The organism is Clavibacter californiensis, assembly GCF_021952865.1.
Lineage (GTDB): Bacteria > Actinomycetota > Actinomycetes > Actinomycetales > Microbacteriaceae > Clavibacter > Clavibacter californiensis.
The window spans coordinates 2,977,152-2,997,440 of the sequence record NZ_CP040792.1; the positions used below are offsets into that span (position 1 = coordinate 2,977,152).

Sequence of the window (20,289 nt, forward strand, 5' to 3'; positions counted from 1 at the left end):
ACGGGAAGGGCATGCGCCCAGTCCACCGCCGCGCGGATCCCGGCCGCGAGCCCGCTCACGACACCCCTACGGCTCCCGCCGGGAACCTCACGGGGTCCCGACGCGACCGGGATCCCCGGAGCGTCCGCGGCCCGGGCGTCCGCGCACGTGCATGCGATGATGAGCCGTGCCCCACTCGCCCCACCGCCCCGCCGAGCACGTGGACGACGGCACGCAGGCGACCGGCACCCCGGCGACCGGCACCCCGGCTCCCCTGACCGCGGACACCGCCGTCGACTCGGACGCGACGCCGACCCGGGCGTCCCAGCGCGCCGGCGAGCGCGCGGTCACGGCCCGCGGATCCCGCCTCGACGACCTCTGGGCGCGCCTCGTCTCCACCCCCGCCCGCCGCCGCGCGCGGCACTGGGGCGGCCCGATAGCCATCACGCTGCTCGCCGCGATCCTCCGGATCCAGAGCCTCGGCCACCCGGCGACGCTCGTGTTCGACGAGACCTTCTACGTGAAGGACGCGTGGACCCTCCTCCACCTCGGCTACGAGGGCTCATGGCCCGACGATCCGAACCCCGACTTCATCGCGGGCCAGACCGACGGCTACCTGCAGGCGCCCGCGTTCGTGGCGCATCCGCCGCTCGGCAAGTGGATCATCGCGCTCGGCCTCGCGGTGTTCGGGGCGGCGGATCCGGTCGGCTGGCGCATCGCGACGGCCGTCGTCGGCACGCTCGCGGTCGTCCTCCTCATGCTCATCGCCCGCCGGCTCACGGGCTCCGCGGTCGTCGCGACGATGGCCGGGTTCCTCTTCGCGATCGACGGTCACGCCATCGTCATGAGCCGCATCGCCCTCCTCGACACCCACGTGATGTTCTTCGGCCTGCTCGGCTTCGGCGCGATCCTCCTCGACCGCACCTGGCATGAGCGCCGGTTCGAGCGGCTTCTCGCCCTCCGCCGCGCCGCCCGCCCCGACGACGCGCGGCCGCTGGAGTTCGGCCCGGTCATCCTCTGGCGTCCGTGGCTCATCGCGGCGGGCCTCGCGTTCGGCGCGACCTCCTCCGTCAAGTGGTCCGGCATCTTCTTCCTCGCGGGCTTCGGCCTCTACGTGGTGCTCACCGACATGCTGCTGCGCCGCCGCCACGGGCTCGCCGCGTGGTTCACGGCGGGCGCCGCGGTCCAGGGTCCGGTCTCCTTCCTCCTCCTCGTCCCGCCCGCGATCGCCGCGTTCCTCGCCTCCTACGCGGGCTGGTTCGCGACCTCGAACGGGTACTTCCGCAACTGGGCGGCCGAGGGCGCGAACGCCTGGCAGGGCGGGCTCGCGTGGGTGCCGCTGCCCCTCCAGAGCCTCTGGCACTACCTCGCGCAGCAGTACGCGTTCAACGTGGGCCTCGACGTCACGCACCCGTACCGGGCGGATCCCCGGCTCTGGCTGCTCCTCTACCGGCCGACGCAGTTCTACTACGAGGGCTACGGGTACGGGGAGTCGGGTTGCACGATCGACGCGTGCTCCGCGTCCATCACCTCGATCGCGAACCCCATCATCTGGTGGCTCTCGGTGGTCGCGATGCTCTACCTCGTCTACCGGCTGGCCGCCCGCCGCGAGTGGCGCGTGGGCCTCGTGCTCATGGGCATGGTCGTCGGGTACCTGCCGTGGCTGCTCTACGTGAACCGCACGGTCTTCCAGTTCTACTCGATCGCCTTCGAGCCGTACCTGATCCTGTGCCTGGCGATGGTGCTGGGCATGATCCTGGGCGACCGCGGCGATCCCCGTCCTCGGCGCACGCGCGGCATCGTGATCGTCGCCGCGGTCCTCGTCGTGTGCGCGCTCGTGAGCGCGTTCTTCTACCCGCTCTGGGTGGGGCAGCTCGTGCCGACCTGGTTCTGGCGGCTGCACGCGTGGATCCCGTCGGGGTGGATCTGATGGCCGCCACCGCCTCCCGCCTCCACCCCGCGCTCCCCGGCCTCGCCGCGGCGGCCGCCGCAGCGCTCGTGGCGTGGGCCGTGCACGCGCTCGTGCCGGCGATCCCGCTGCTCACGGTCGCGGTCGCGCTCGGGATAGTCGCCGCGCAGATCCCTGCCGCGCGGCCCGCGCTCACCGGCCCGCTGCAGCCCGGCCTCACGCTCGCGTCGAAGCGGCTGATGCGGGTCGGCGTGGTGCTCCTCGGCCTGCAGCTCGGCCTCTCCGACATCGTGGGCCTCGGCTGGCGCGCCGTGCTCCTCGTGGTGGCGGTCGTCGTGCTCGCGTTCGCGGGCACGTACGCCATCGCCCGCGCCCTCCGCATGCCGGGCCAGCAGCCGCTCCTCCTCGCCACGGGTTTCTCCATCTGCGGCGCGAGCGCGATCGGCGCGATGGCCGCCGTCACGCGCGCGAAGCCCGCCGACCAGGGCGCGCCCGTCGGGCTCGTCACCCTCTGCGGCACCCTCGCGATCGCCGCGCTGCCGCCGCTCGCCGGGCCGCTCGGCCTCGACGACGTCGCGTTCGGGCACTGGGTCGGCGCGGGCGTGCACGACGTGGGGCAGGTCGTCGCGACGGCGCAGATCGCCGGATCCGCCGCCCTCACCATCGCGATCGCCGTGAAGCTCACGCGCGTGCTGCTGCTCGCGCCCGTGGTCGCGATCGCGGGCGTCGTCATGCGCCGCCGCGAGGGTCGCGTCGAGGGCGCCGCGCGTCCGCCGATCGTGCCGCTGTTCGTGCTCGGATTCCTCGCCGCCGTGCTGGTCCGCACCTTCGTGCCGCTGCCCGCCGGCGTGCTCGACGCCGCGCAGGTCGTGCAGACGGCGACGCTGGCGATCGCGCTCGTGGCGCTCGGGTCCGCGGTGCGCTTCCGCGAGCTCGTCGGCCAGGGCGGATCCGCGCTCGCCGCCGGCCTCCTCTCCTGGGCGCTCATCGCGGGCCTCGCGCTCGCGGCGGTGCGCCTGGCCTGATCCGCCGGGCCGCCTCCGGCCGCCGGCCCCACCGGTCGCATGTCGCCGCATTACGCGCCGACCGGGGAACCGTCGGGAGCGCGGGCTAGCGTCGGGTCATGGTCGATCGCGAGTACGGGTTCAAGACGAGGGCGATCCACGCGGGCAACATCCCCGACGCCACCACGGGTGCGCGCGCCCTCCCCATCTACCAGTCGAGCGCGTTCGTCTTCGACGACACCGCCGACGCGGCCGCGCGCTTCGCGCTGCAGAAGTACGGCAACGTCTACTCGCGCCTGTCGAACCCCACCGTCGCCGCGTTCGAGGAGCGGGTCGCGAGCCTCGAGGGCGGCCTCGGCGCGGTCGCGACGTCGAGCGGGCTGAGCGCGCAGTACATCACCTTCGCCTCGCTCGCGGGCGCCGGCGACCACATCGTCGCCTCCGCCAACCTCTACGGCGGATCCATCACGCAGCTCGACGTGACCCTCCGCCGCTTCGGAGTCGAGACCACGTTCGTGCAGTCGAGCGACCCGGCCGACTACGCCGCCGCCATCACGGACCGCACCAAGCTCGTCTTCGCGGAGACGGTCGCGAACCCGTCGGGCGAGATCGCGGACATCGAGGGGCTCGCCGCCGTCGCGCACGCGGCCGGCGTCCCGCTCGTCATCGACTCCACCATCGCGACCCCGTACCTCAACCGGCCCATCGAGTGGGGCGCCGACATCGTCATCCACTCGGCCACCAAGTTCCTCGGCGGGCACGGCACCACGCTCGGCGGCGTCGTCGTGGAGTCCGGCCTCTTCGACTGGGAGAGCGCGCGCTTCCCGCTCCTCGACCAGCCCGTGCCGAGCTACGGCGGCCTCAACTGGACCGGCAACTTCGGCGAGTACGCGTTCCTCACGCGGCTCCGCGCCGAGCAGCTCCGCGACATCGGGCCGGTGCTCGCGCCGCACTCCGCGTTCCTGCTCGCGCAGGGCGTCGAGACGCTGCCGTACCGGATGCAGGCGCACATCGACAACGCGCGGGCGGTCGCCGAGTGGCTGGATGCGGATCCGCGCATCACCGCCGTCAACTGGGCCGGCCTCCCCGCGCACCCGCACCACGAGCGGGCGCGCAAGTACCTGCCGACGGGACCCGGATCCGTGTTCACGTTCGAGGTCGCGGGCGGCCGCGCGGTGGGCCAGCGCTTCATCGAGTCGGTCGAGCTCGCGAGCCACCTCGCCAACATCGGCGACGCCAAGACGCTCGTCATCCACCCGGCGTCCACGACCCACGCGCAGCTGAGCGAGGCGCAGCTGGTGGACGCGGGCGTGCTGCCCGGGATCGTCCGCATCAGCGTCGGCATCGAGGACGTCGCCGACATCATCCACGACCTGGACCAGGCGCTGACCGCCGCCACGGAGGGAGCGAAGTGAGCTTCGACACCGGCGGCGTGCCGCCCGAGAAGACCGGATCCGCGCCCCATCCCGCCGCCGGTGCCGCGGGCCTCGACCCGCTCGCCCCTGCCGAGGAGGCCGCGGACCGCGCAGCCGGCGATGCCGCCGAGGCGCACGCCGCCGACGCGGATGCATCCGCACCCGTCGAGCCCGTCGTGCCCGTCGCGGACCCTGACGCCGACGGCACCCAGACCACGCAGCTCCAGAACGGCCTCACCTGCGCGATCCCCCGCTCCAGCCCGCTCGCCGCGCTCCTCCGCAGCGAGCGCACGTGGACGGGCCCGAGCGCCAAGGAGCGCCAGGCGATCCTCCGCCGCGCCAAGTCCATCGCCATCGTCGGCGCCTCGCCGAACCCGGCCCGGTCCAGCTACTTCGTCGGCACGTACCTGCAGCAGTCGAGCGACTACCGCGTGTACTTCGTGAACCCGAACGCCACCGAGATCCTCGGCCAGAAGGCGTACCCGGACCTCGCCTCGCTGCCCGAGGTTCCCGACATCGTCGACGTCTTCCGGAAGGCGAGCGACATCCCGTCCGTCGTGGACGACGTGGTCGCGATCGGCGCGCCCGTCATCTGGGTGCAGCTCGGCATCTGGAACCAGGAGGCGGCGGTCGACGCTGAGGCCCGCGGACTCACGGTCGTGATGGACCGGTGCATCAAGGTCGAGCACGCGCGCTTCCACGGCGGCCTGCACCTGCTCGGCTTCGACACGGGCGTCATCAGCTCGCGGAAGGCCGCGGTCTAGCGGGGACGCCCGCCCGCATCACCAGCCGAGCGTGCCCGGCGCGCCCTTGAACGGGCCGACCACGCGCGGCGTGATCCACCCGCCGTAGAAGTCACCCTCCTGGGCCTCGACCTCGACGCCGTCGACCGTGATGCGGTCCATCCGAGACGGGTACACGGCGATCTTGTCGGCGAGCACCTCGAAGCCGCGCGTGGGGGACGGGTACCACCAGGCCGCGCGGTCGGCCGTGGCGCCGCCCGCGGTGATGGTGAGGTACGACGCCTCCCCCTTGTACTCGCACCACGAACGGCCGGCCGCAGACGAGAGCACGCCCGCGGCGAAGTCGGCGGAGGGCAGGTAGTAGACCGGCGGGTGGCTGGTCTCGAGCACCCGCACCGCGGATCGGCTCTCGGCCACGACGCGTCCGCCGAGCTCGATCACGATGCGCTCGGACGACGGATCCACGCGCGGCGGTCGCGGATAGTCCCACACGGACTCCTGCCCCTCGCCGGGGATCTCGCGGGGACGTCGGGCGGGTGGGATGCGCATGCGCCGACGGTACCGCGGGCTCCTGAGCGCCCCGGGTCCCCCGCCGGGACGGGCCTCGCGCCCCCGTCCGGTAAAGACGTATCCACTAAACGTTTTTGCACGAATGGTCCTCCGGGTGCTTGACTGGGGCACGTCCACCCGCATTCGGGTGTCAACACAGCACGAAATCTTCGAGGAGTAACGCACATGGGCATCATCGGTTTTCTGGTTCTGGGTCTGATCGCCGGAGCGCTCGCCAAGCTGATCCTCCCGGGCAAGCAGGGTGGCGGAATCATCGTCACGCTGATCCTGGGCGTCGTCGGGGCCTTCCTCGGCGGCTTCATCGGCAGCGCGCTCTTCAACAAGCCGGTCGACGGCTTCGACCTCGGCTCGCTCGCGCTCGCCATCGTCGGCGCGATCATCGTCCTGCTGGTCTACGGCGCGATCGTCGGCCGCAAGAAGGCCTAGTCCTTCCTGCTCCGCGGAGCCCTCGTCGCCTGATCCGGACCGGATCGGCGGCGGGGGCTCTCGTCATGCCGTGAGCGGCCGCCTCCCGTGGTCGGCGGCGCGCAGGTCGGCCATCGTCATGTCGGGATCCTGATCCGGGCGGGTCGCGCCGCGGGGTCTGCCTACGATGACCGCATGCCCGACGCCGCCGCCCCGTCCTCCCCCTCGCCCTCCCGCTCCCGCACAGCCGCCGTCCTCGTCGCCGTCGCGCTCCCGCCGCTGGCCCTCGCCGCCGCGGGCCTGTCGCACCCGAGCTCGCTCACCGACGACACCGCGATGCACTGGCGCGACCTGCACATCGCGCTCCTGCCCGTCTTCCCGCTGCTCGCCATCGCGCCGATCATCGTCACGCGCCGCCACGACCGACGCCTCGGGATCCTCGCGGTCGTCCTCGGCTTCGCCTACGCCGTCTGCTACCAGGCGCTCGACATCCTCGCGGGCATCGCGGCCGGCGCCCTCAAGCTCGAGGGCGGGCAGGGCGTGACCACCATGTACGCGCTCGCGGACGGGATCGTCGTCACCGGCGTGTGGTCGTACGTCGCGGTCACCGTGCTCGCGAGCGCGCTCGTGATCCGGCACGCGGGACCGCGGGCGCTGCCGGGAGCGGCGATCGCCGTGGTCGCGGCCGTCTCGTTCGTCGACAGCCACATCTTCTTCCCGCGCGGCGTGATCACCATGCTCGGCCTCGCGATCGGCTGGACCTGGCTGGCGCTCGCCTCGCGCGGGCCCGCCCGCCGGCCGTCCGGCGCATCCGCGGATCCCGCGAGCGCCCCCGCCGCCGACCGCGCTGAAACGGCGGCATAGTCTGACGGGATGACAGCGTACGTCTCGGCACTCGACCTCTTCTCCATCGGGATCGGGCCGTCGAGCTCGCACACCGTCGGCCCCATGCGGGCCGCCCTGCTCTTCGCCCGGGAGTGCGAGGCGTCGCCCCGGTTCACAGGGATCACGCGCGTCACCGTGCGCCTGTTCGGCTCGCTCGGCGCCACCGGCCTCGGGCACGGCACGCCCGACGCGGTCGTCGCGGGGCTCGCCGGGCTCGCGCCCGAGACGTGCGACCCGGACGAGGTGCGCGGCCGCTGGTCCGGGCTCGGCGAGGGCGTCGACGTGCCGCTCGCCGGCATCCACCCGGTGCGCATGGTGGGCCGCGACCTGACGTTCGAGCCATTCACGCGGCTCCCCCGCCACCCCAACGCCATGCACCTCGCCGCGCTCGACGCCGACGGAGGCACCGTGCTCGAGAGCACATGGTTCTCGGTCGGCGGCGGCTTCGTGCTGCGCGAGGACCAGGCGCCCTCGGCCGTGCTGCCCACCGGGCTCCCGCACTCCTTCTCCAACGCCGACGAGCTGATCGAGCTCGCCGAGTCGACGGGGCGCTCCATCGCCGACGTGGCGCGAGACACCGAGGAGTCGATCCACGGATCCCTCCGCGCGGTCGCGGGCCTCGACGCGATCTGGGACGCCATGGCCGCGTGCGTGACCGCGGGATTGGGCGGCCAGGGCACGCTGCCGGGCGGGCTCGACGTGCGGCGGCGGGCGGCGCGGGTCGCGTCGCAGCTCGCGACCATCGACGCGGAGGGCGCGCGCGACACCTCGCACGAGTGGCTGCACGCGTTCGCGCTCGCGGTCAACGAGGAGAACGCGTCCGGCGGGCGCGTGGTCACGGCGCCCACGAACGGCGCGGCCGGCATCATCCCCGCGGTCGGCTCCTACTACCTGCGCTTCGTGCCGGGCGCCGACCGCGACGGGATCCGCGACTTCCTGCTCACCGCGACCGCGATCGGCTCGCTCGTGAAGGCCAACGCATCCATCTCGGGCGCGGAGGCCGGCTGCCAGGGCGAGGTCGGTACGGCGTGCGCGATGGCGGCCGGCGCCCTGTGCGCGGTGCTCGGCGGATCCCCGCGGCAGGTCGAGAACGCCGCCGAGATCGCGATGGAGCACCACCTCGGGCTCACGTGCGACCCCGTGGGCGGGCTCGTGCAGATCCCGTGCATCGAGCGGAACGCGATCGCCGCGTCCACCGCCGTGAACGCCGCGCGCATGGCGCTGCACGGCGACGGCACGCACCTCGTCTCGCTCGACACGGTGATCGAGACCATGCGGCAGACGGGCCTCGACATGTCCACCAAGTACAAGGAGACGTCCACCGGGGGCCTCGCGGTCAACGTCATCGAGTGCTGAGCGCCCCGGCGGCGGCCGGCCGTGTCAGGCTGGGCCCATGGGAGTCCCCGCGCTGCTGCTCGCCGTCGCGGCGTTGCTGATCCTCGGCACCACGCAGCTCGCGGCCTGGGGGCTCCTCAAGCGCAACGGCTGGATCGGGATCCGCACGCGCCCCCTCATGGCGAGCGACGAGGCCTGGCGGGCCGGGCACGTCGCTGCCCTCCCCGCGCTCCGCAGCACGTGCCTGCCCGTCGCGATCGGCGGCGTCATCGGCGGGATCGCGGCGGGCGCCGGCATGAACAGCGTCGCGAGCTGGGGCGGGCTGCTGCTGGTGGGCGGGATCGTCTGGAGCACGTTCCGCGCGGGGCAGGCGGCCAAGCGGGTCGCCCGCCGGCAGGAGGCCGAGCGTCAGGACGCCGAGCGGTACGGACCGCCGCGGATCCGGCGCGACTAGCCCGGCCCTCCAGCACATCTCGCAGCTCATCGGCGCCTACGACCGCGAGACGACCTCGGCGAGCATGAGCAAGGGCGTCCGTTCCACGTCGACGGCGCTCAAGCGCGAGAGCATCCTCGAGGTCGCCGAGCTCGTGGATCTCCCCCGTGGCCGCGCGGTCATGCTGTCCTCCGGAATCCGCGCGGCGCTGCTCCGCACGGCGCCGTGGTTCCAGGGCCCGAAGGAGCAGGTCGCCGGCATCCAGGCGTCGATCGCCGCGCACGACCCCGCCTCGCAGACCGCGTCACCCGCCGACGTCCCACCGCCGCCATCGACGGACGTCCTCGACGGCCTGACGGCCGCGGCGCCGGCGCCGGCGCCGGCCGTGGAGCGATCGGCGCTGAGCGCGCTGCTCGCCAGCTCCGAGCACGAGCCCCGCATCGACGCCGACCTCTGAGGATCCGACCACGACTGCACAGGACCCGCTCGACGACCTGGACCTCGACGAGCCCGTGGACCTCGACGAAGACGAAAGCCGCCCCCTGAAGGGCGGCTTTCGCCTGTCTCGTGGAGCTCAGCAGACGCGGAGACTCAGGGGACGAGCCGGAAGGTTGCATCTCCGTACTCGGCACTGGACACTGGGTCGATCCGCAGCGAGAAGTCCCTGTGTCTCAGGTATCTGGTGGGGTAGTTGTAGCTCTGGAACGAAGACCAGGACGAGTCAGAAAGACCGGCGACCTTCTTGAACGTCGCGTCCGCTGCGAAGCCGGCGCTTCCGTCATTGGCCCTGAGAACGACGGCGAAGTTCGAGTGCCTGAGGTACTGTCCGGGGAAGTTGACCGACTCGAAGGAGACGGCGTTCGCGTCGGCCAGACCGGGAACGATCTTCCACTGCGAGTCCTGCTGGGGATCGAAGGGAAGCGGATCGATGCGCGCTGCCCCGCCCTGGTGGCGTACGTACCGGTCAGGGAAGTTGGACGATTTGAGTCGCGTCGAGTTGCTCACGCCGTACTTGCCGATCAACCCGGTGTACTCCGTCGACGTGATGGGCTGGATGCTGTTGTGCTTGGAGCCGAGTGGAGCCGTGAAGTTCCGCTGGCTGAGCGGCGTCCACGATCCGGTCGTGACGCTCCCCTGCCAGACGTTGAACTTGTTGTTCGGGCAGTAGTTGTCGCCCCACAGCCACCACGCATTGGGGTCCGCCAACGAACGGACGACTGTGGGCGCTTCAACACAGCCACCCTGGTAGAGGCCGCTCGTGTAGGTAGTGAACGAGCCGGGGGTGAGTGAGGACGAGCGGGCGCCCATGAGGCCGGTCTCGTTGGGAGCGGGGGAACGGTAGTACAGGTAGTTCACTCCGTTGATGTCCGTCTGCACGTCAGAGTCGATGACACCACCTTGGCCGTTGTTGTCGAAGAACGTCACGGGTGTCGTCGTTGTGACGAAGTCCGACGTGTAGGCGACGAGGATCGTTCCGAACGGACCGCCCGTGGGGTTGGCGCTGAATGTGATGCCGTACTTCGCGCGTGCTGGGTCCCAGAAGATAGAGGGGGCCCACGTGAAGGAGTTGGGGTTTGCGCTGTTGATGTTGAGCAGCCGGTCGCCTGACCAGTTGATCAGGTCGGGTGAGGTCCAGATGTGAAGCGAGGGGTTGGCCGCTGTGAAGTTCTCGTTCTTGAGGTCAGTCGCCATCATCACCCAGCTGCCGTCCTGGAGCCGATAGACGAATGGGTCCCGGATTCCCTTCGTGCCGAGTGTCGGAACGAGGATCGGGTTGTTGTCGTTGAGTGCCGTCCATTCGAGCGCATCCTTGCTCACGGCGAGGTGGACGTTGTAGGAGTTGCCGGAGCCGTTGGGGCTCTCTTTGAAGTAGGCCATGACGTAGGCGCTGTTCGCCGCGGCCGCTTCTGCCGGCGCCGACTGGGGTACCGCCGCAACGAAGGCTCCCAGCAGGGCGACCGATGCCGCGATGGTTGCCAGGCGGCGTCGCCAGGAGCTCCGGCCGGGGCCGGTAGTGGAGTTCGATCTGGATATCATCGTTCGCTTTCGTGAGTAGGTGATGTTGTCGCGGTGTGACAGCCGGACGTCTCTGCGTCCGGGCGAGCCGGTGCAGTGTGCCGGCGAAGCCGAGATGGCAGCCGGCGAGGACCGTAAGTCGGCCACCGGACTAGAACCTGCGGCTGAGCGCCCCTGTGTTCGGGAGTTCGGGCACCGTGGGTCAGCGCATCGACTCGTCGGCGGAGCACGGACGTGACGGTGTCGGCTGGCATGGCCAGGGACCTGGGGATGAGGCCTGTCGACCTTCGTGGGGATGGGGTGGCGACGTCATCGTCGACGTTCCTCTCAAGTTCTTCTTCGAACCGGTGGATCGGGGCGAGTCGGCTGGATCGTGTCCTGCTCGACCTCTGCTCGGTCACCGTATCAGTCCTGTTACCGTGAACAAACCAGATGTCGGCGAGTGGGGGCGCGGGAGGATAGGGAAACGAACGGGGCTGATCGCCAGGCCGACCCTGCTCTTCTAGGGGCTACTCGCAACGAGCTGCCAGGTAGGTGACGGAGATCGGTGTGCTCTCGCCTCTAGCTGCCACCGTCCTGACGAGTCTCCCGTGGGGCTCGCACCTCGCCATGTCGCACGCGGAGCAGAACATGCTGACCTCCTGGCAAGACCCGCCCGCGTGGGACTCCAGCACAGGCCAGGAAGCGGAGCCGCCCGGACGAGGCCGGTTCCCCACAAGGTCGGCGGCCGACCCGGGATGCCGATCCGGGTCGAGCTGACCGCCGCGGAGCTCGAGGTGAACGACACGAACAAGCTCCGGCACGCTGTCCTCCGGAACCCGCGCGGCGCTGTTCCGCGCGGTGCCGTGGTTCCAGGGCCCGAAGGAGCAGGTCGCCGCCATCCAGGAGTCGATCGCCGCGCACGACCCGGCCTCGCGGAAGGAGCCGGCTGGTGCGGCACCGGCCGCGGCACCGTCACCGGTCGTCCTCGAGCGACCGGTCGTCGCAGCACCGCGTTGGACTGAGCGCACGAACCGTGCGATCGTCCGCGCGACCGGAGCGAACGCAGGCCGGACCAGCCGGCGGCAGTCCGGCGAGACACCGTGCGACCACGTGGTTCCGAGGCCTCCCTCCTTCGGCCTTCCTGCGCTGGGACCAATCTGTTAGCGTGAACAATTCGGGCCGTGGCTAGCCGCTCTCCCCCGCAATGGTGCCGATCTAGGAGCAACAGTGACCGAGTTCGCACGGCCCGTCATCCTCGCCTCAGCCGTTGCGCTCGGCCTCGACGACGTACGTCCTCACCGCGGCCGACCGGAGCACCGTGGCGTCGGCGTCGGTGTCGGCGACGGCGACGGCGACGAAGCCCGGATGGTCCCCCGCCACCTCCACTGCGCAGAGCAGCACCGTCACCGCGTCCACGCGCTGACCTCGGGCAAGGTCGCTCTGACGGTCACCAGCCGCAACGCCCCCGGGTCAGGATCTCGGCCGACGCAGCCCGCGCGGTCCTGCGCGCGGAGGCGGACCTCGGGGGCCGCATCGTCACCGACGACGCACGGGGCGCCGGCGATCGTCCGCGCCCAGCGCTCACGTCACGGGCCGCGCCCGTGGTGGACCCCGTCGGTACGGGCCCTTCCTGGCGTCTCCGACCGGTGAGCCCCACCGATCCAGCAGCGCGAAGCCCGGGTCAGCGGCCCTGATGCCTTGACGCGACACAGGGGATGACGACACCCCACATCAGCTCCATGCACGGTCGGCGTCCGCCGGCACCGAGGAAAGGATCGCCATGCGATCGAGCTCCGTCCTGTCCGCTCTCGCTGCCACGGCCCTCGTGGCGGCCGTCATCACCGGAGGGAGCGCGGAAGCACACGCGGCCACTGCCGCCGGGGACACGGGCTTCACCGCTGTCGACATCCCCGCGCGCGCCGACATCGTCGTGCACCAGGTGACGATCGCCCTGGTCGCGCCCCAGGGGACCACCCCGTCGTTCGACGCCGCGGCAGCCCGTCGATCGGTCGAGCTCGTCGACCAGTTCTACGCGCGGGAGACCGGGGGCGCCATCCGGTTCCAGCTGGAGCGCATCATCGACTGGCAGGCCGTCGACGAACCCATCGACTGCTCGAACACGGGTGGCCTGCACGACTGGATCAAGCGCAAGACGGGCTGGCAGCCCGGCCCGGCACGGCATCTGGTCGCGATGGTCCCGCCGGGGCCGCCGTGCCCGAACTGGGCCAACGGCGAGCAGCGCGGAGATCCGGACGATGGCGGCCTCACGTTCCAGGGCGGTCCGGACGCGTACCTCCTCGCCCACGAGCTCGGCCACAACCTGTCGCTGCCCCACGCCTTCAGCGTCCAGTGCGCCACCACGTGGGACTACTCCCCCACCAGCGGCGACTGCCCCCGCCTCGAGTACGGCAACCGCACGGACGTGATGGGCGCCTCGTGGGCGTTCCTTCCCTTGTCCGCACCGAGCCTCGCGCGTCTGGGAACGCTGTCGGACACCCGCTCGCCCGTGTGCGGCGCTCCCCGCACCACGAGGCTGAAGTCCCTCGGGGCGGGGCCCGGGACGCAACGCGCCCTGCGGTGGACGGATCCCCAGGACTCCTCCGTCGCCTACTGGGTGCAGTACAACGACCGCGCCGACGCCACCTCCGACGGCGGCGCCTACACCAGCCCCTCCCGGGCCATTCGGAACGTCTCCGGCGTCCAGGTGCTCCGCTCCAACCCCATCCAGCCCTACGGCGGCGATCTGCTCGAGCGCCCCGGAGACGCGTCGGAGGCCAACGAGTTCGCCATCGCCGGCGAGACCGTGACCCTGAACTCAGGCATGTCGGTGCGGGTCGACGCGATCGACGAGGTCGCCCACGAGGCGACCGTCACGGTGACGGTGCCCTGCACCGAGTACACGGGTGACATCACCCGGTTCGCGGTGACCAGCGCATCGACCTCCTCGCCGTGGGCTGGCCCGCAGGGCGCCGTCGACGGGAACCCGAGCACCTACTGGGGCACCTGGCCGTCCGCCGGCACGCAGACCCTCGAGCTCCGGTGGCCCCAGACCGTGACGGTGGACCGGATCGCCTCGCAGTTCGCCGCCGACGCCGCCGACAGCCAGAACCAGGGCCTCATCCCGTCCCGATCCTGGCGCGCCGAGTCCTACGACGCCGCCTCCGGGACCTGGCGGGCCATCGCCGACACGACGCCCACGACGGCGACGCGGACGCGGGACACCCTGAACGCGATCACGTTCCCGGCTGTCACGACGGACAGGATCCGCCTGGTCTACGAGGCGTGGGGCACTCGGGACTACGCGGGCTCCACCGGCGTGTCCGCGGTCGAGGTGCGCGGCGTGGCACCGGTGGACGCCCTCGTCGCCAGCGGGACAGCTGCGACGATGACCGTGGGTTCGACGTCGGATCTCGTCCGAAGCGTCGACGTCATGGACCGCACCGGTCAGAAGCTCGCCGGACGGCGGGTGGCGTTCGACATCACGGGACCCGCGACCTTCGCGAACGGCGCACGAACCGCCTCCGCGGTGTCCGGTGCCACCGGTACGGCCGTGATGCCGCAGGTGACCGCCCAGTCGACACCTGGTCCGGTCGCCATCACCGCGTCCGTCGACGGAAGACGCACCTCCCTCGCGCCCATGTCCGTCGTCGCGACAGCCGCGACTCCTGCTCCTGCTCCGTCTCCGTCTCCGTCTCCGTCGACGGGTTCCGCGTCGACATCCGCGTCCGTGGCGGTGGTCGACGGCCGAGCCGTCCTGAAGGTCCGCGCGAGGAATGCCACCGCCAGCCCGGCGACCATCTCGATCGTGACGCCCTACGGCCGGACGACGGTCGTCGGCGTAGCTTCAGGAGCGTCTGTCGAGAGAGCCTTCTCCACGGGCCGGAAGACGGTCAAGAACGGCGTCGCGACCGTCACGACCATCACGGGGTCTGCGCGCACCACGACCTCCGTCCCGTTCGCCGGGGTCTGAAGCGCGGCGCCGAGGCGGAGCATCGGACTCCTGAGCCGCGGCAGGTCGGACCGGAACGCGCCGGCGCCGACCCCTCCCCCACCCGCGCATCTCGACCCCGGTACATAGCGGGCGTGGTGGTGGGGCTGGCGTCCAGGCGAGCATGGCTACCCGGACGTCAGGCGACCCTCCACCAGCAAGCACCTCTTCCTGCAGGCGGAGCTAGCGATCCTGCGCATCGCCGATCGATCGGAGGGCCGATGAGACCTGGACCACGCCCTCGCCGTACTTCGCGTCAGCCGCGTCCTGGACTCTGCCGTCGTCGAACACGATCGTGACCTTCAAGGGTCCGTCCCCGTACTCCATGAACACGGCTCGGTCGTCTCCCTGCCATGGCGGATCCTCGTCGTCGAATGCACGCTTCACCGACGCCGGGTCTGGCTCCTGACCTGCTGGTTCGGTCGTCGCATCCGGTCCTGGCGTCGGACCAGCCACGGTCGCGGGCTGCGTGAGCGTGAGAGCTGTCCCACCCCAGGTGCCCGTGACGTCGTACTCACCGAAAGTCACGCCGGCTGCCGTCTCCTCTTCGTCGACGGCGGACCAGTCCCACCCGTGCACCACCGGACCCGAGCACTTCGGAGGAAGGGACTGTTGGACGAACCCGAAGCACGCGTGCACCTGTGATCCCTGGCCGTCGTCGAGGACGAGAGCTACGCCCGTGAGCTCGTCGTCGGCGTCACGTGAGCCGGGATACCCGGCGCAGGCGCTCAGAGGGAGGACGACCGCTGCCGCGAGCACGAGAACTCGGAGGTAGCGCATGCGGCTCAGTCTGACCGGAAGCGCTGGCGATGGCCACGAGGAGCGGCCTCGGGTGCGACCCCAGAACGGGCCCAGAAAGGGCAAGCTGCGCATCGCCCCTCACGCCACGGGGCGGTCGGGTCCGTCCGGCAAGGAATCCCCTTCCGGACGCTAGACCGTGGCTCCCACGACTGGGGGTGCCATCGGTGAGTGTCAACGGGTACCTTGCCGACAACAAGATCGGACGGCTCGTCACGAGATGGCTCCGACGATCGACAACGCAGCGTCTCGCGACCCGAGACCGCTGAGCCCGAGGACTGGATGAGAACGACGCACCTGCACACTGCCGCCGCGGCCGGCGTGCTCTTGCTCGCATTCTCCGGCTGCGCAGGTTCAGCAACCAGCACACCAGCGACGACGTCGACACCGAAGATGAGCTACGACGACGGGCTTCTGACCTTCGAGATCAAGCGAGCCCCCGACGGCAGCTACGCCGCTTCGCTCCTCGGGGGCGAAGGTCTGCTGTCGTTCGAGGACGGATGCGTTCGAGTTGGTGGGTACCCACTCGCCGTGGCACGCCCCGCAAGCTGGGATGGCCAAACACTGACCGTCGGCGAGAGGAGCTTCGCCCTCGGCGACTCTCTCTCCATGGGTGGCACATATCGCACGGAACTCATACCCGGTCAGCCCGACGAATGCACCGGTGAGACGTTCTTCGCACACAGCGTCCAGCTTTCGTCCGACGTGCACTAAACGACGGTCGGGGACGGCGTCTCGGCCAAACGAAAGCCACCCAGCATCGCCTGGCAGCTAGGGTCCGGGAAGCCATCCCTCCCCGGACGCACCCTCACGGTATCGGCAGGTCTTGTACTACGCACTTGACACACAGATTCTCACCCTTGTACCGTCCAGGTGACACAGGAGGTGGGTCATGGTGGACCTGATAGCACTCGACTTACCGCTGCTCGCGGTCACTCTCATTCTCACGTGCGCGATCGCGGTTTTTGCTGCGTCGGCAAGACGACGGGCGGTGATTGCAGACGTAAATATTGACGCCATGCACATGTCGGCATTACGTAGAGCTCGCCAGAGAGCGGTCGCCGCGATCGGTGCCTCAGTCGTGGTCTTGGTCGTGATGTCGGCGCTGGGCTTGAGCGTCGCCCCGCTCCTGGGCCTTCCGCTCCTGTTAGCAGCACCGGTGTCTGCATCTGTCGGGCTACTGCTTTACAGCCTCATCCCTGCCGTGCGTCATGCCGTCTCGCCTTCCGCGGCGCGAAGCGCCTCACTCACCCCGCGAACTGTGGCGTCGTACCTCAGCGGCTCGCTGTCCCTGCCACCGATCATTGCCCTGATCTGTCTCGTGGCCTTCGTGATCGTCACGGGAGTCACGTCCTCGCCCGATGACCTCGGCCTGTCACGGGCGATCGCGTTCACCTCGCCGGACATCGTGTCTGCGTCCAGCCCGTACGCCGGATGGTTCTACGGTCTGCCCCTTCTGGGTACCTGCGTCGTGCTGATCGTCGTCACGATCTCGACCATGGCTCGCATCAGCGCGACTCCTGCGTTCCCCGACCCCGCTCTCGTGAGTCTGGATACGGCCTGGCGGCGCGAGTCCATGCGCATCGTCTCGGCGATCGCGGTCTTCTCTCTCACGCTGCCCTTCGGCGGCGCCGCAGCCGTTTCGGGACGGGCCCTGCTCTCCGCGGTCCTCCCGACCTCCCACCCAGGATGGACCGCGCTGGGCATCATGTTCGTGGCCATGGGACTAGTCAGCGTCGTTCTCTCTGGCGTCAGTCTCGCCTTCGCGACCCGTCAGGCTCTCGCACTCCCCCGCGCCAGCCTCCGTGCAGCCGGGCCGACTCGATGACGCGCACCACGGAAGGCCGACTGTGATCCGCATCGACCCGAGCAGCGCCCTGCCTCCTTACGAACAGATTCGTGTGCAGATCGCGGACCGCGTTCGGGCGGGCAAGTTACCTGCAAACCAGCGCCTGCCAACCGTCCGTCAGCTCGCAGCGGACCTGCAAGTCGCCCCCGGGACAGTCGGCAAGGCATACGCGCTCCTTGAGTCAGAAGGGCTCCTTGTCACCAACCGCTCGAAAGGCACGCGCGTGGCCGCTGGCCACCACCACGCCGCCACGGTCCAGGAAGCAGCGCAGCGATACGTCGCGACGGTCGCGGGAGTCGATCTAGAGCAAGCGCTCGGCGCGATCCGAGCCGCATGGGCAACACGATCAGATCCATAACCGCGCAAAGGCCTAAGCGCGAGAGACGTCCGACCCGTACTTCCTGTTTCAACAGGGGACCCCTCCCCGGACACCCGTTCTCTCACGGCGCGTGGGGCATCACGTGGGCAGGTGCCCATGCTCATAAGCCAGCGGACGCAGAGATGTGCTGGCCAGAAGCCGCTGTCTCAACAGACCGGTCCGGTGACGATTCCGGTGACGGGGGGCTACGTGAGACACCCTTCGTGTCCTTCCGGTCACAAGGGGACGAACCGCGGTCATGACCTGCCCGTCGGCGCCGGCTCGGACCCATGCGGGCGATCGCCCCCCCGGGACCACAACGCTGGCAACGGCTCCCATGTCATGGAGGACTCCAGCCCACCACGCGCCCCTGGTCGTGATGCAGACGCACGGCGCTGCCGTCCCCGGCCGTGACGGCTGAACGTCCCAGCGCTTCGCCGACCGCCTCCCCGGCGACCAGCGCAGCACGTCCGTGTTCGTGCTCGATTTCACCAGCAGCAGCCGATCGAACCACGACGGCTCCCCCGCCGACGCCCACGAGACAGCCGCCGTGGTCCGCTTCCCCGACGCATCCCTCGGCCGTGACCGGGCCGGATCGCTCCCACGGGTTCAGGACCATGGAGGGCGATGACCTGACTGTGGGACCACCGGTGCAGGTGCCTCGGCGGTCAGGCCGCGTCGGCCAGCTGCGCCCGCAGCGCGTCGGCCGTGGTCACCGGGAGGCGGCAGACGAAGTCGGCGCACAGGTAGGCGGTGGCGGTGGATCCCGCGGCGCGGTCCGCGAGCAGCTCGAAGCCCGCGGCGGCCCACGCGCGGGCCGCCGTCCCCGTGACGACGAGCGACACGCGCGGCGGGCGGATGCGGCCGCGCGCGAGGTCCGCGAGCGGGTCGCCCGCCGCGTCGGCGCCGTCCGGCACGACCACGACGAGCTGCCGCCCGCCCGCCTCGATCGCCGCCGCCTGCTCGAGCGCGCCGCCGAACGCGATCGGCCGGCTCGCGCCGCCCGCGGCGACCGTCGCGAGCGCGGCGCGAGCCGCCCGCTCGTAGCGCGGATCCGCTGTCAGCTGCCCGAGCACGCGCGCGGCCGACGCCGCCGCCGTGAGGCCCGAGGGGTAGGCGCCCTCGGAGGGGTCGGCCGCGAGGTCGAGGCCGAAGCCCGCGAGCACCGGATCCGCGCCCGTCGGCACCCGGAACCCCGCGGCGCCCGGCTGCGGGTGGGCGTCCGCCGTGGTGATCAGCGCGTCCACGATCCCTCGCGCCCGCACCGCGTAGCCGACCTCGCCCGTCGCGAGCGCCAGCGCGAGGAGCCCGTCGGCGAGCATCCCGTGGTCCTCGAGCGTCGCGACCGCGGGCGACATGCGACCGTCGATCGAGGCGCGCACGAGCGCCCCGTCGGCGCGCACGTGCTCCTGGAGCAGCATGTCGGCGGCGGCACGGGCCACGTGGATCCACTCCCCGCGTCCGAACGCGCGGCCCGCCCGGGCGAGCGCGCCGATCGCGAGCCCGTTCCAGCCGGTGAGCACCTTGCCGTCGACGGCCGGCGGCTCCTCGGCCGCGCGCCCGGCGGCGTCGAGCGCGTAGTACCCGCCCTCGACGCGACGCCCGCCGACCGTGCTCTCCGAGTCCTGCGCCGATGCGAACCCGCCGGACGCGCGCCGCAGGGTCCCCATGAGGAAGGCGACGATGCCCGCGGCGACCTCCTCGTCCCCGGCGCGCGCGTAGGCGTCGAGGAGCAGGGCGTTGTCGTAGAGCATCCGCTCGTAGTGCGGCTCGGACCAGTCTCGGCGCGTGGAGTAGCGGAAGAAGCCGCCCTCCACGGGATCGCGCAGGTCGGATCCGGCCATCGCCTCGAGCGTGCGGCGCACGAGCGCGGCGGTCGCCGTCGCGCGCTCGGGCGTGAGCGCGCCGGCGGTCGCGAGCGTGTCGAGCAGCAGCACCACGGGCGCGACGGGGAACTTGGGCGCGGATCCGAACCCGCCGTGCTCCGCGTCCTCGAACGAGGCGAGCTCGGCGGCGACCCGGTCGAGCGCGGCGGCGTCGGGCAGCGGCGACGCGACGGATCCGCGCTCGGAGGCCTCGCGGATCGCGGCGCTCAGCTGCCCCGCGCCATGCTCGACCTGGTCGCGCCGCGTGGTCCAGGCGTCGGCGACCGCGTCGAGCACCTGCCGGAACGAGGGGTGCCCGGCGCGCGGCTCGGGCGGCGAGTAGGTGCCCGCGTGGAACGTGCGGCCCTCGGGCGTCGTGAACACGTTGAGCGGCCAGCCGAGCTGATCCGTGAAGGCGCCGGCCGCCGTGATCAGCGCCGCATCGACCTCCGGATGCTCCTCGCGGTCGACCTTGATCGCGACGAACCCCTCGTTCAGACGCGAGGCGAGCGCCGGATCCGAGAACGTCTCGCGCGCCATGACGTGGCACCAGTGGCAGGTCGAGTAGCCGACCGAGACGAGCACCGGCACGTCGCGGCGGCGGGCCTCGGCGAACGCCTCTTCGCCCCACGGCCGCCATTCGACCGGGTTGTCCGCGTGGCTGAGGAGGTACGGGCTGACGGCGTCGGCGAGGCGGTTGGGCATGCGTCCACGCTACGCGCGGGGCGCGCGACGGGACCCGGCGGGCGTCGGGC

The 20,289-nt window shown here is 71.3% G+C and carries 18 protein-coding genes; 13 read left to right on the forward strand and 5 right to left on the reverse strand.

The genetic code is table 11. The features are described from left to right. The first annotated feature begins 166 nt into the window (after positions 1-166). From FGD68_RS14295 to FGD68_RS14310, 4 genes are all read left to right on the forward strand, one after another. A complete protein-coding gene (locus FGD68_RS14295) occupies positions 167-1,909 on the forward strand; it encodes a dolichyl-phosphate-mannose--protein mannosyltransferase (protein WP_237609597.1) in 1,743 nt (580 codons plus the stop codon). Further along, the gene (locus FGD68_RS14300; RefSeq protein WP_237609598.1) at positions 1,909-2,913 is read left to right on the forward strand and encodes a YeiH family protein; all 1,005 of its coding nucleotides are present in this window, start codon (positions 1,909-1,911) and stop codon (positions 2,911-2,913) included. Before FGD68_RS14295 ends, FGD68_RS14300 begins: the two co-directional genes overlap by 1 nt. A 98-nt stretch (positions 2,914-3,011) precedes the next feature. After that, complete coding sequence (locus tag FGD68_RS14305; RefSeq protein ID WP_119372496.1) at positions 3,012-4,307, forward strand: O-acetylhomoserine aminocarboxypropyltransferase/cysteine synthase family protein; 1,296 nt, start codon at positions 3,012-3,014, stop codon at positions 4,305-4,307. A 245-nt stretch (positions 4,308-4,552) separates the two neighbouring features. Further along, entirely contained in the window at positions 4,553-5,071 is a 519-nt protein-coding gene (locus tag FGD68_RS14310; RefSeq protein ID WP_181036633.1) for a CoA-binding protein, read from the forward strand. Between the two features lie 18 nt (positions 5,072-5,089). Here FGD68_RS14310 and FGD68_RS14315 read toward each other — a convergent pair whose 3' ends face one another. Next, entirely contained in the window at positions 5,090-5,599 is a 510-nt protein-coding gene (locus tag FGD68_RS14315) for a DUF427 domain-containing protein (RefSeq protein ID WP_104235046.1), read from the reverse strand. A 186-nt stretch (positions 5,600-5,785) separates the two neighbouring features. On the opposite strand from FGD68_RS14315, the gene FGD68_RS14320 reads away from it, so the two are divergent. The 5 genes from FGD68_RS14320 (at position 5,786) to FGD68_RS14340 (ending at position 9,135) form a co-directional block, all read left to right on the forward strand. Further along, positions 5,786-6,046, forward strand: coding sequence for a GlsB/YeaQ/YmgE family stress response membrane protein (locus FGD68_RS14320; protein ID WP_043583378.1), 261 nt, complete (start codon positions 5,786-5,788; stop codon positions 6,044-6,046). Positions 6,047-6,220: 174 nt separating this feature from the next. After that, positions 6,221-6,889, forward strand: a complete 669-nt coding sequence (locus FGD68_RS14325) for a hypothetical protein (protein ID WP_119372497.1) — start codon at positions 6,221-6,223, stop codon at positions 6,887-6,889. 9 nt (positions 6,890-6,898) lie between these two features. Beyond that, the gene (locus FGD68_RS14330) at positions 6,899-8,266 is read left to right on the forward strand and encodes an L-serine ammonia-lyase (RefSeq protein WP_119372498.1); all 1,368 of its coding nucleotides are present in this window, start codon (positions 6,899-6,901) and stop codon (positions 8,264-8,266) included. Between the two features lie 37 nt (positions 8,267-8,303). Further along, complete coding sequence (locus tag FGD68_RS14335) at positions 8,304-8,699, forward strand: SdpI family protein (protein ID WP_104235049.1); 396 nt, start codon at positions 8,304-8,306, stop codon at positions 8,697-8,699. A 64-nt stretch (positions 8,700-8,763) separates the two neighbouring features. Further along, entirely contained in the window at positions 8,764-9,135 is a 372-nt protein-coding gene (locus FGD68_RS14340; protein ID WP_119372499.1) for a hypothetical protein, read from the forward strand. Between the two features lie 134 nt (positions 9,136-9,269). On the opposite strand, the gene FGD68_RS14345 is transcribed toward FGD68_RS14340, so the two are convergent. Further along, entirely contained in the window at positions 9,270-10,715 is a 1,446-nt protein-coding gene (locus FGD68_RS14345) for a glycoside hydrolase family 43 protein (RefSeq protein ID WP_119372500.1), read from the reverse strand. Positions 10,716-11,936: 1,221 nt separating this feature from the next. Further along, a complete protein-coding gene (locus FGD68_RS14355) occupies positions 11,937-12,092 on the reverse strand; it encodes a hypothetical protein (protein ID WP_182480882.1) in 156 nt (51 codons plus the stop codon). Positions 12,093-12,456: 364 nt separating this feature from the next. Between FGD68_RS14355 and FGD68_RS14360 the strand changes: the two genes are divergently transcribed. Then, positions 12,457-14,646, forward strand: coding sequence for a discoidin domain-containing protein (locus tag FGD68_RS14360; RefSeq protein ID WP_119372502.1), 2,190 nt, complete (start codon positions 12,457-12,459; stop codon positions 14,644-14,646). Between the two features lie 201 nt (positions 14,647-14,847). Here the strand turns inward: FGD68_RS14360 and FGD68_RS14365 are convergent, their stop codons facing one another. Continuing rightward, positions 14,848-15,444 (reverse strand): hypothetical protein, encoded by a 597-nt coding sequence (locus FGD68_RS14365; RefSeq protein ID WP_104235054.1) that lies wholly within the window; start codon positions 15,442-15,444, stop codon positions 14,848-14,850. Between the two features lie 411 nt (positions 15,445-15,855). On the opposite strand from FGD68_RS14365, the gene FGD68_RS14370 reads away from it, so the two are divergent. From FGD68_RS14370 to FGD68_RS14380, 3 genes are all read left to right on the forward strand, one after another. Next, positions 15,856-16,176, forward strand: a complete 321-nt coding sequence (locus FGD68_RS14370; protein WP_119372503.1) for a hypothetical protein — start codon at positions 15,856-15,858, stop codon at positions 16,174-16,176. Between the two features lie 178 nt (positions 16,177-16,354). Continuing rightward, positions 16,355-17,290, forward strand: a complete 936-nt coding sequence (locus tag FGD68_RS14375) for a hypothetical protein (protein WP_119372504.1) — start codon at positions 16,355-16,357, stop codon at positions 17,288-17,290. Positions 17,291-17,312: 22 nt separating this feature from the next. After that, positions 17,313-17,669 carry a GntR family transcriptional regulator gene (locus tag FGD68_RS14380; RefSeq protein WP_181036629.1) on the forward strand — a complete coding sequence of 119 codons (357 nt, stop codon included), beginning with the start codon at positions 17,313-17,315 and terminating at the stop codon, positions 17,667-17,669. Positions 17,670-18,337: 668 nt separating this feature from the next. Here FGD68_RS14380 and FGD68_RS14385 read toward each other — a convergent pair. Further along, positions 18,338-20,239 (reverse strand): thioredoxin domain-containing protein, encoded by a 1,902-nt coding sequence (locus FGD68_RS14385; RefSeq protein WP_237609599.1) that lies wholly within the window; start codon positions 20,237-20,239, stop codon positions 18,338-18,340. Between the last annotated feature and the right edge of the window lie 50 nt (positions 20,240-20,289).

Coding starts and splice junctions, on each gene's coding strand:
- FGD68_RS14315 (WP_104235046.1), bottom strand. CDS start 5,599: ATGCGCATCCCACCCGCCCGACGTCCCCGCGAGATCCCCGGCGAGGGG.
- FGD68_RS14385 (WP_237609599.1), bottom strand. CDS start 20,239: ATGCCCAACCGCCTCGCCGACGCCGTCAGCCCGTACCTCCTCAGCCAC.
- FGD68_RS14375 (WP_119372504.1), top strand. CDS start 16,355: ATGGTGGACCTGATAGCACTCGACTTACCGCTGCTCGCGGTCACTCTC.
- FGD68_RS14335 (WP_104235049.1), top strand. CDS start 8,304: ATGGGAGTCCCCGCGCTGCTGCTCGCCGTCGCGGCGTTGCTGATCCTC.
- FGD68_RS14325 (WP_119372497.1), top strand. CDS start 6,221: ATGCCCGACGCCGCCGCCCCGTCCTCCCCCTCGCCCTCCCGCTCCCGC.
- FGD68_RS14345 (WP_119372500.1), bottom strand. CDS start 10,715: ATGATATCCAGATCGAACTCCACTACCGGCCCCGGCCGGAGCTCCTGG.
- FGD68_RS14330 (WP_119372498.1), top strand. CDS start 6,899: ATGACAGCGTACGTCTCGGCACTCGACCTCTTCTCCATCGGGATCGGG.
- FGD68_RS14365 (WP_104235054.1), bottom strand. CDS start 15,444: ATGCGCTACCTCCGAGTTCTCGTGCTCGCGGCAGCGGTCGTCCTCCCT.
- FGD68_RS14300 (WP_237609598.1), top strand. CDS start 1,909: ATGGCCGCCACCGCCTCCCGCCTCCACCCCGCGCTCCCCGGCCTCGCC.
- FGD68_RS14305 (WP_119372496.1), top strand. CDS start 3,012: ATGGTCGATCGCGAGTACGGGTTCAAGACGAGGGCGATCCACGCGGGC.
- FGD68_RS14370 (WP_119372503.1), top strand. CDS start 15,856: ATGAGCTACGACGACGGGCTTCTGACCTTCGAGATCAAGCGAGCCCCC.
- FGD68_RS14320 (WP_043583378.1), top strand. CDS start 5,786: ATGGGCATCATCGGTTTTCTGGTTCTGGGTCTGATCGCCGGAGCGCTC.
- FGD68_RS14340 (WP_119372499.1), top strand. CDS start 8,764: ATGAGCAAGGGCGTCCGTTCCACGTCGACGGCGCTCAAGCGCGAGAGC.
- FGD68_RS14360 (WP_119372502.1), top strand. CDS start 12,457: ATGCGATCGAGCTCCGTCCTGTCCGCTCTCGCTGCCACGGCCCTCGTG.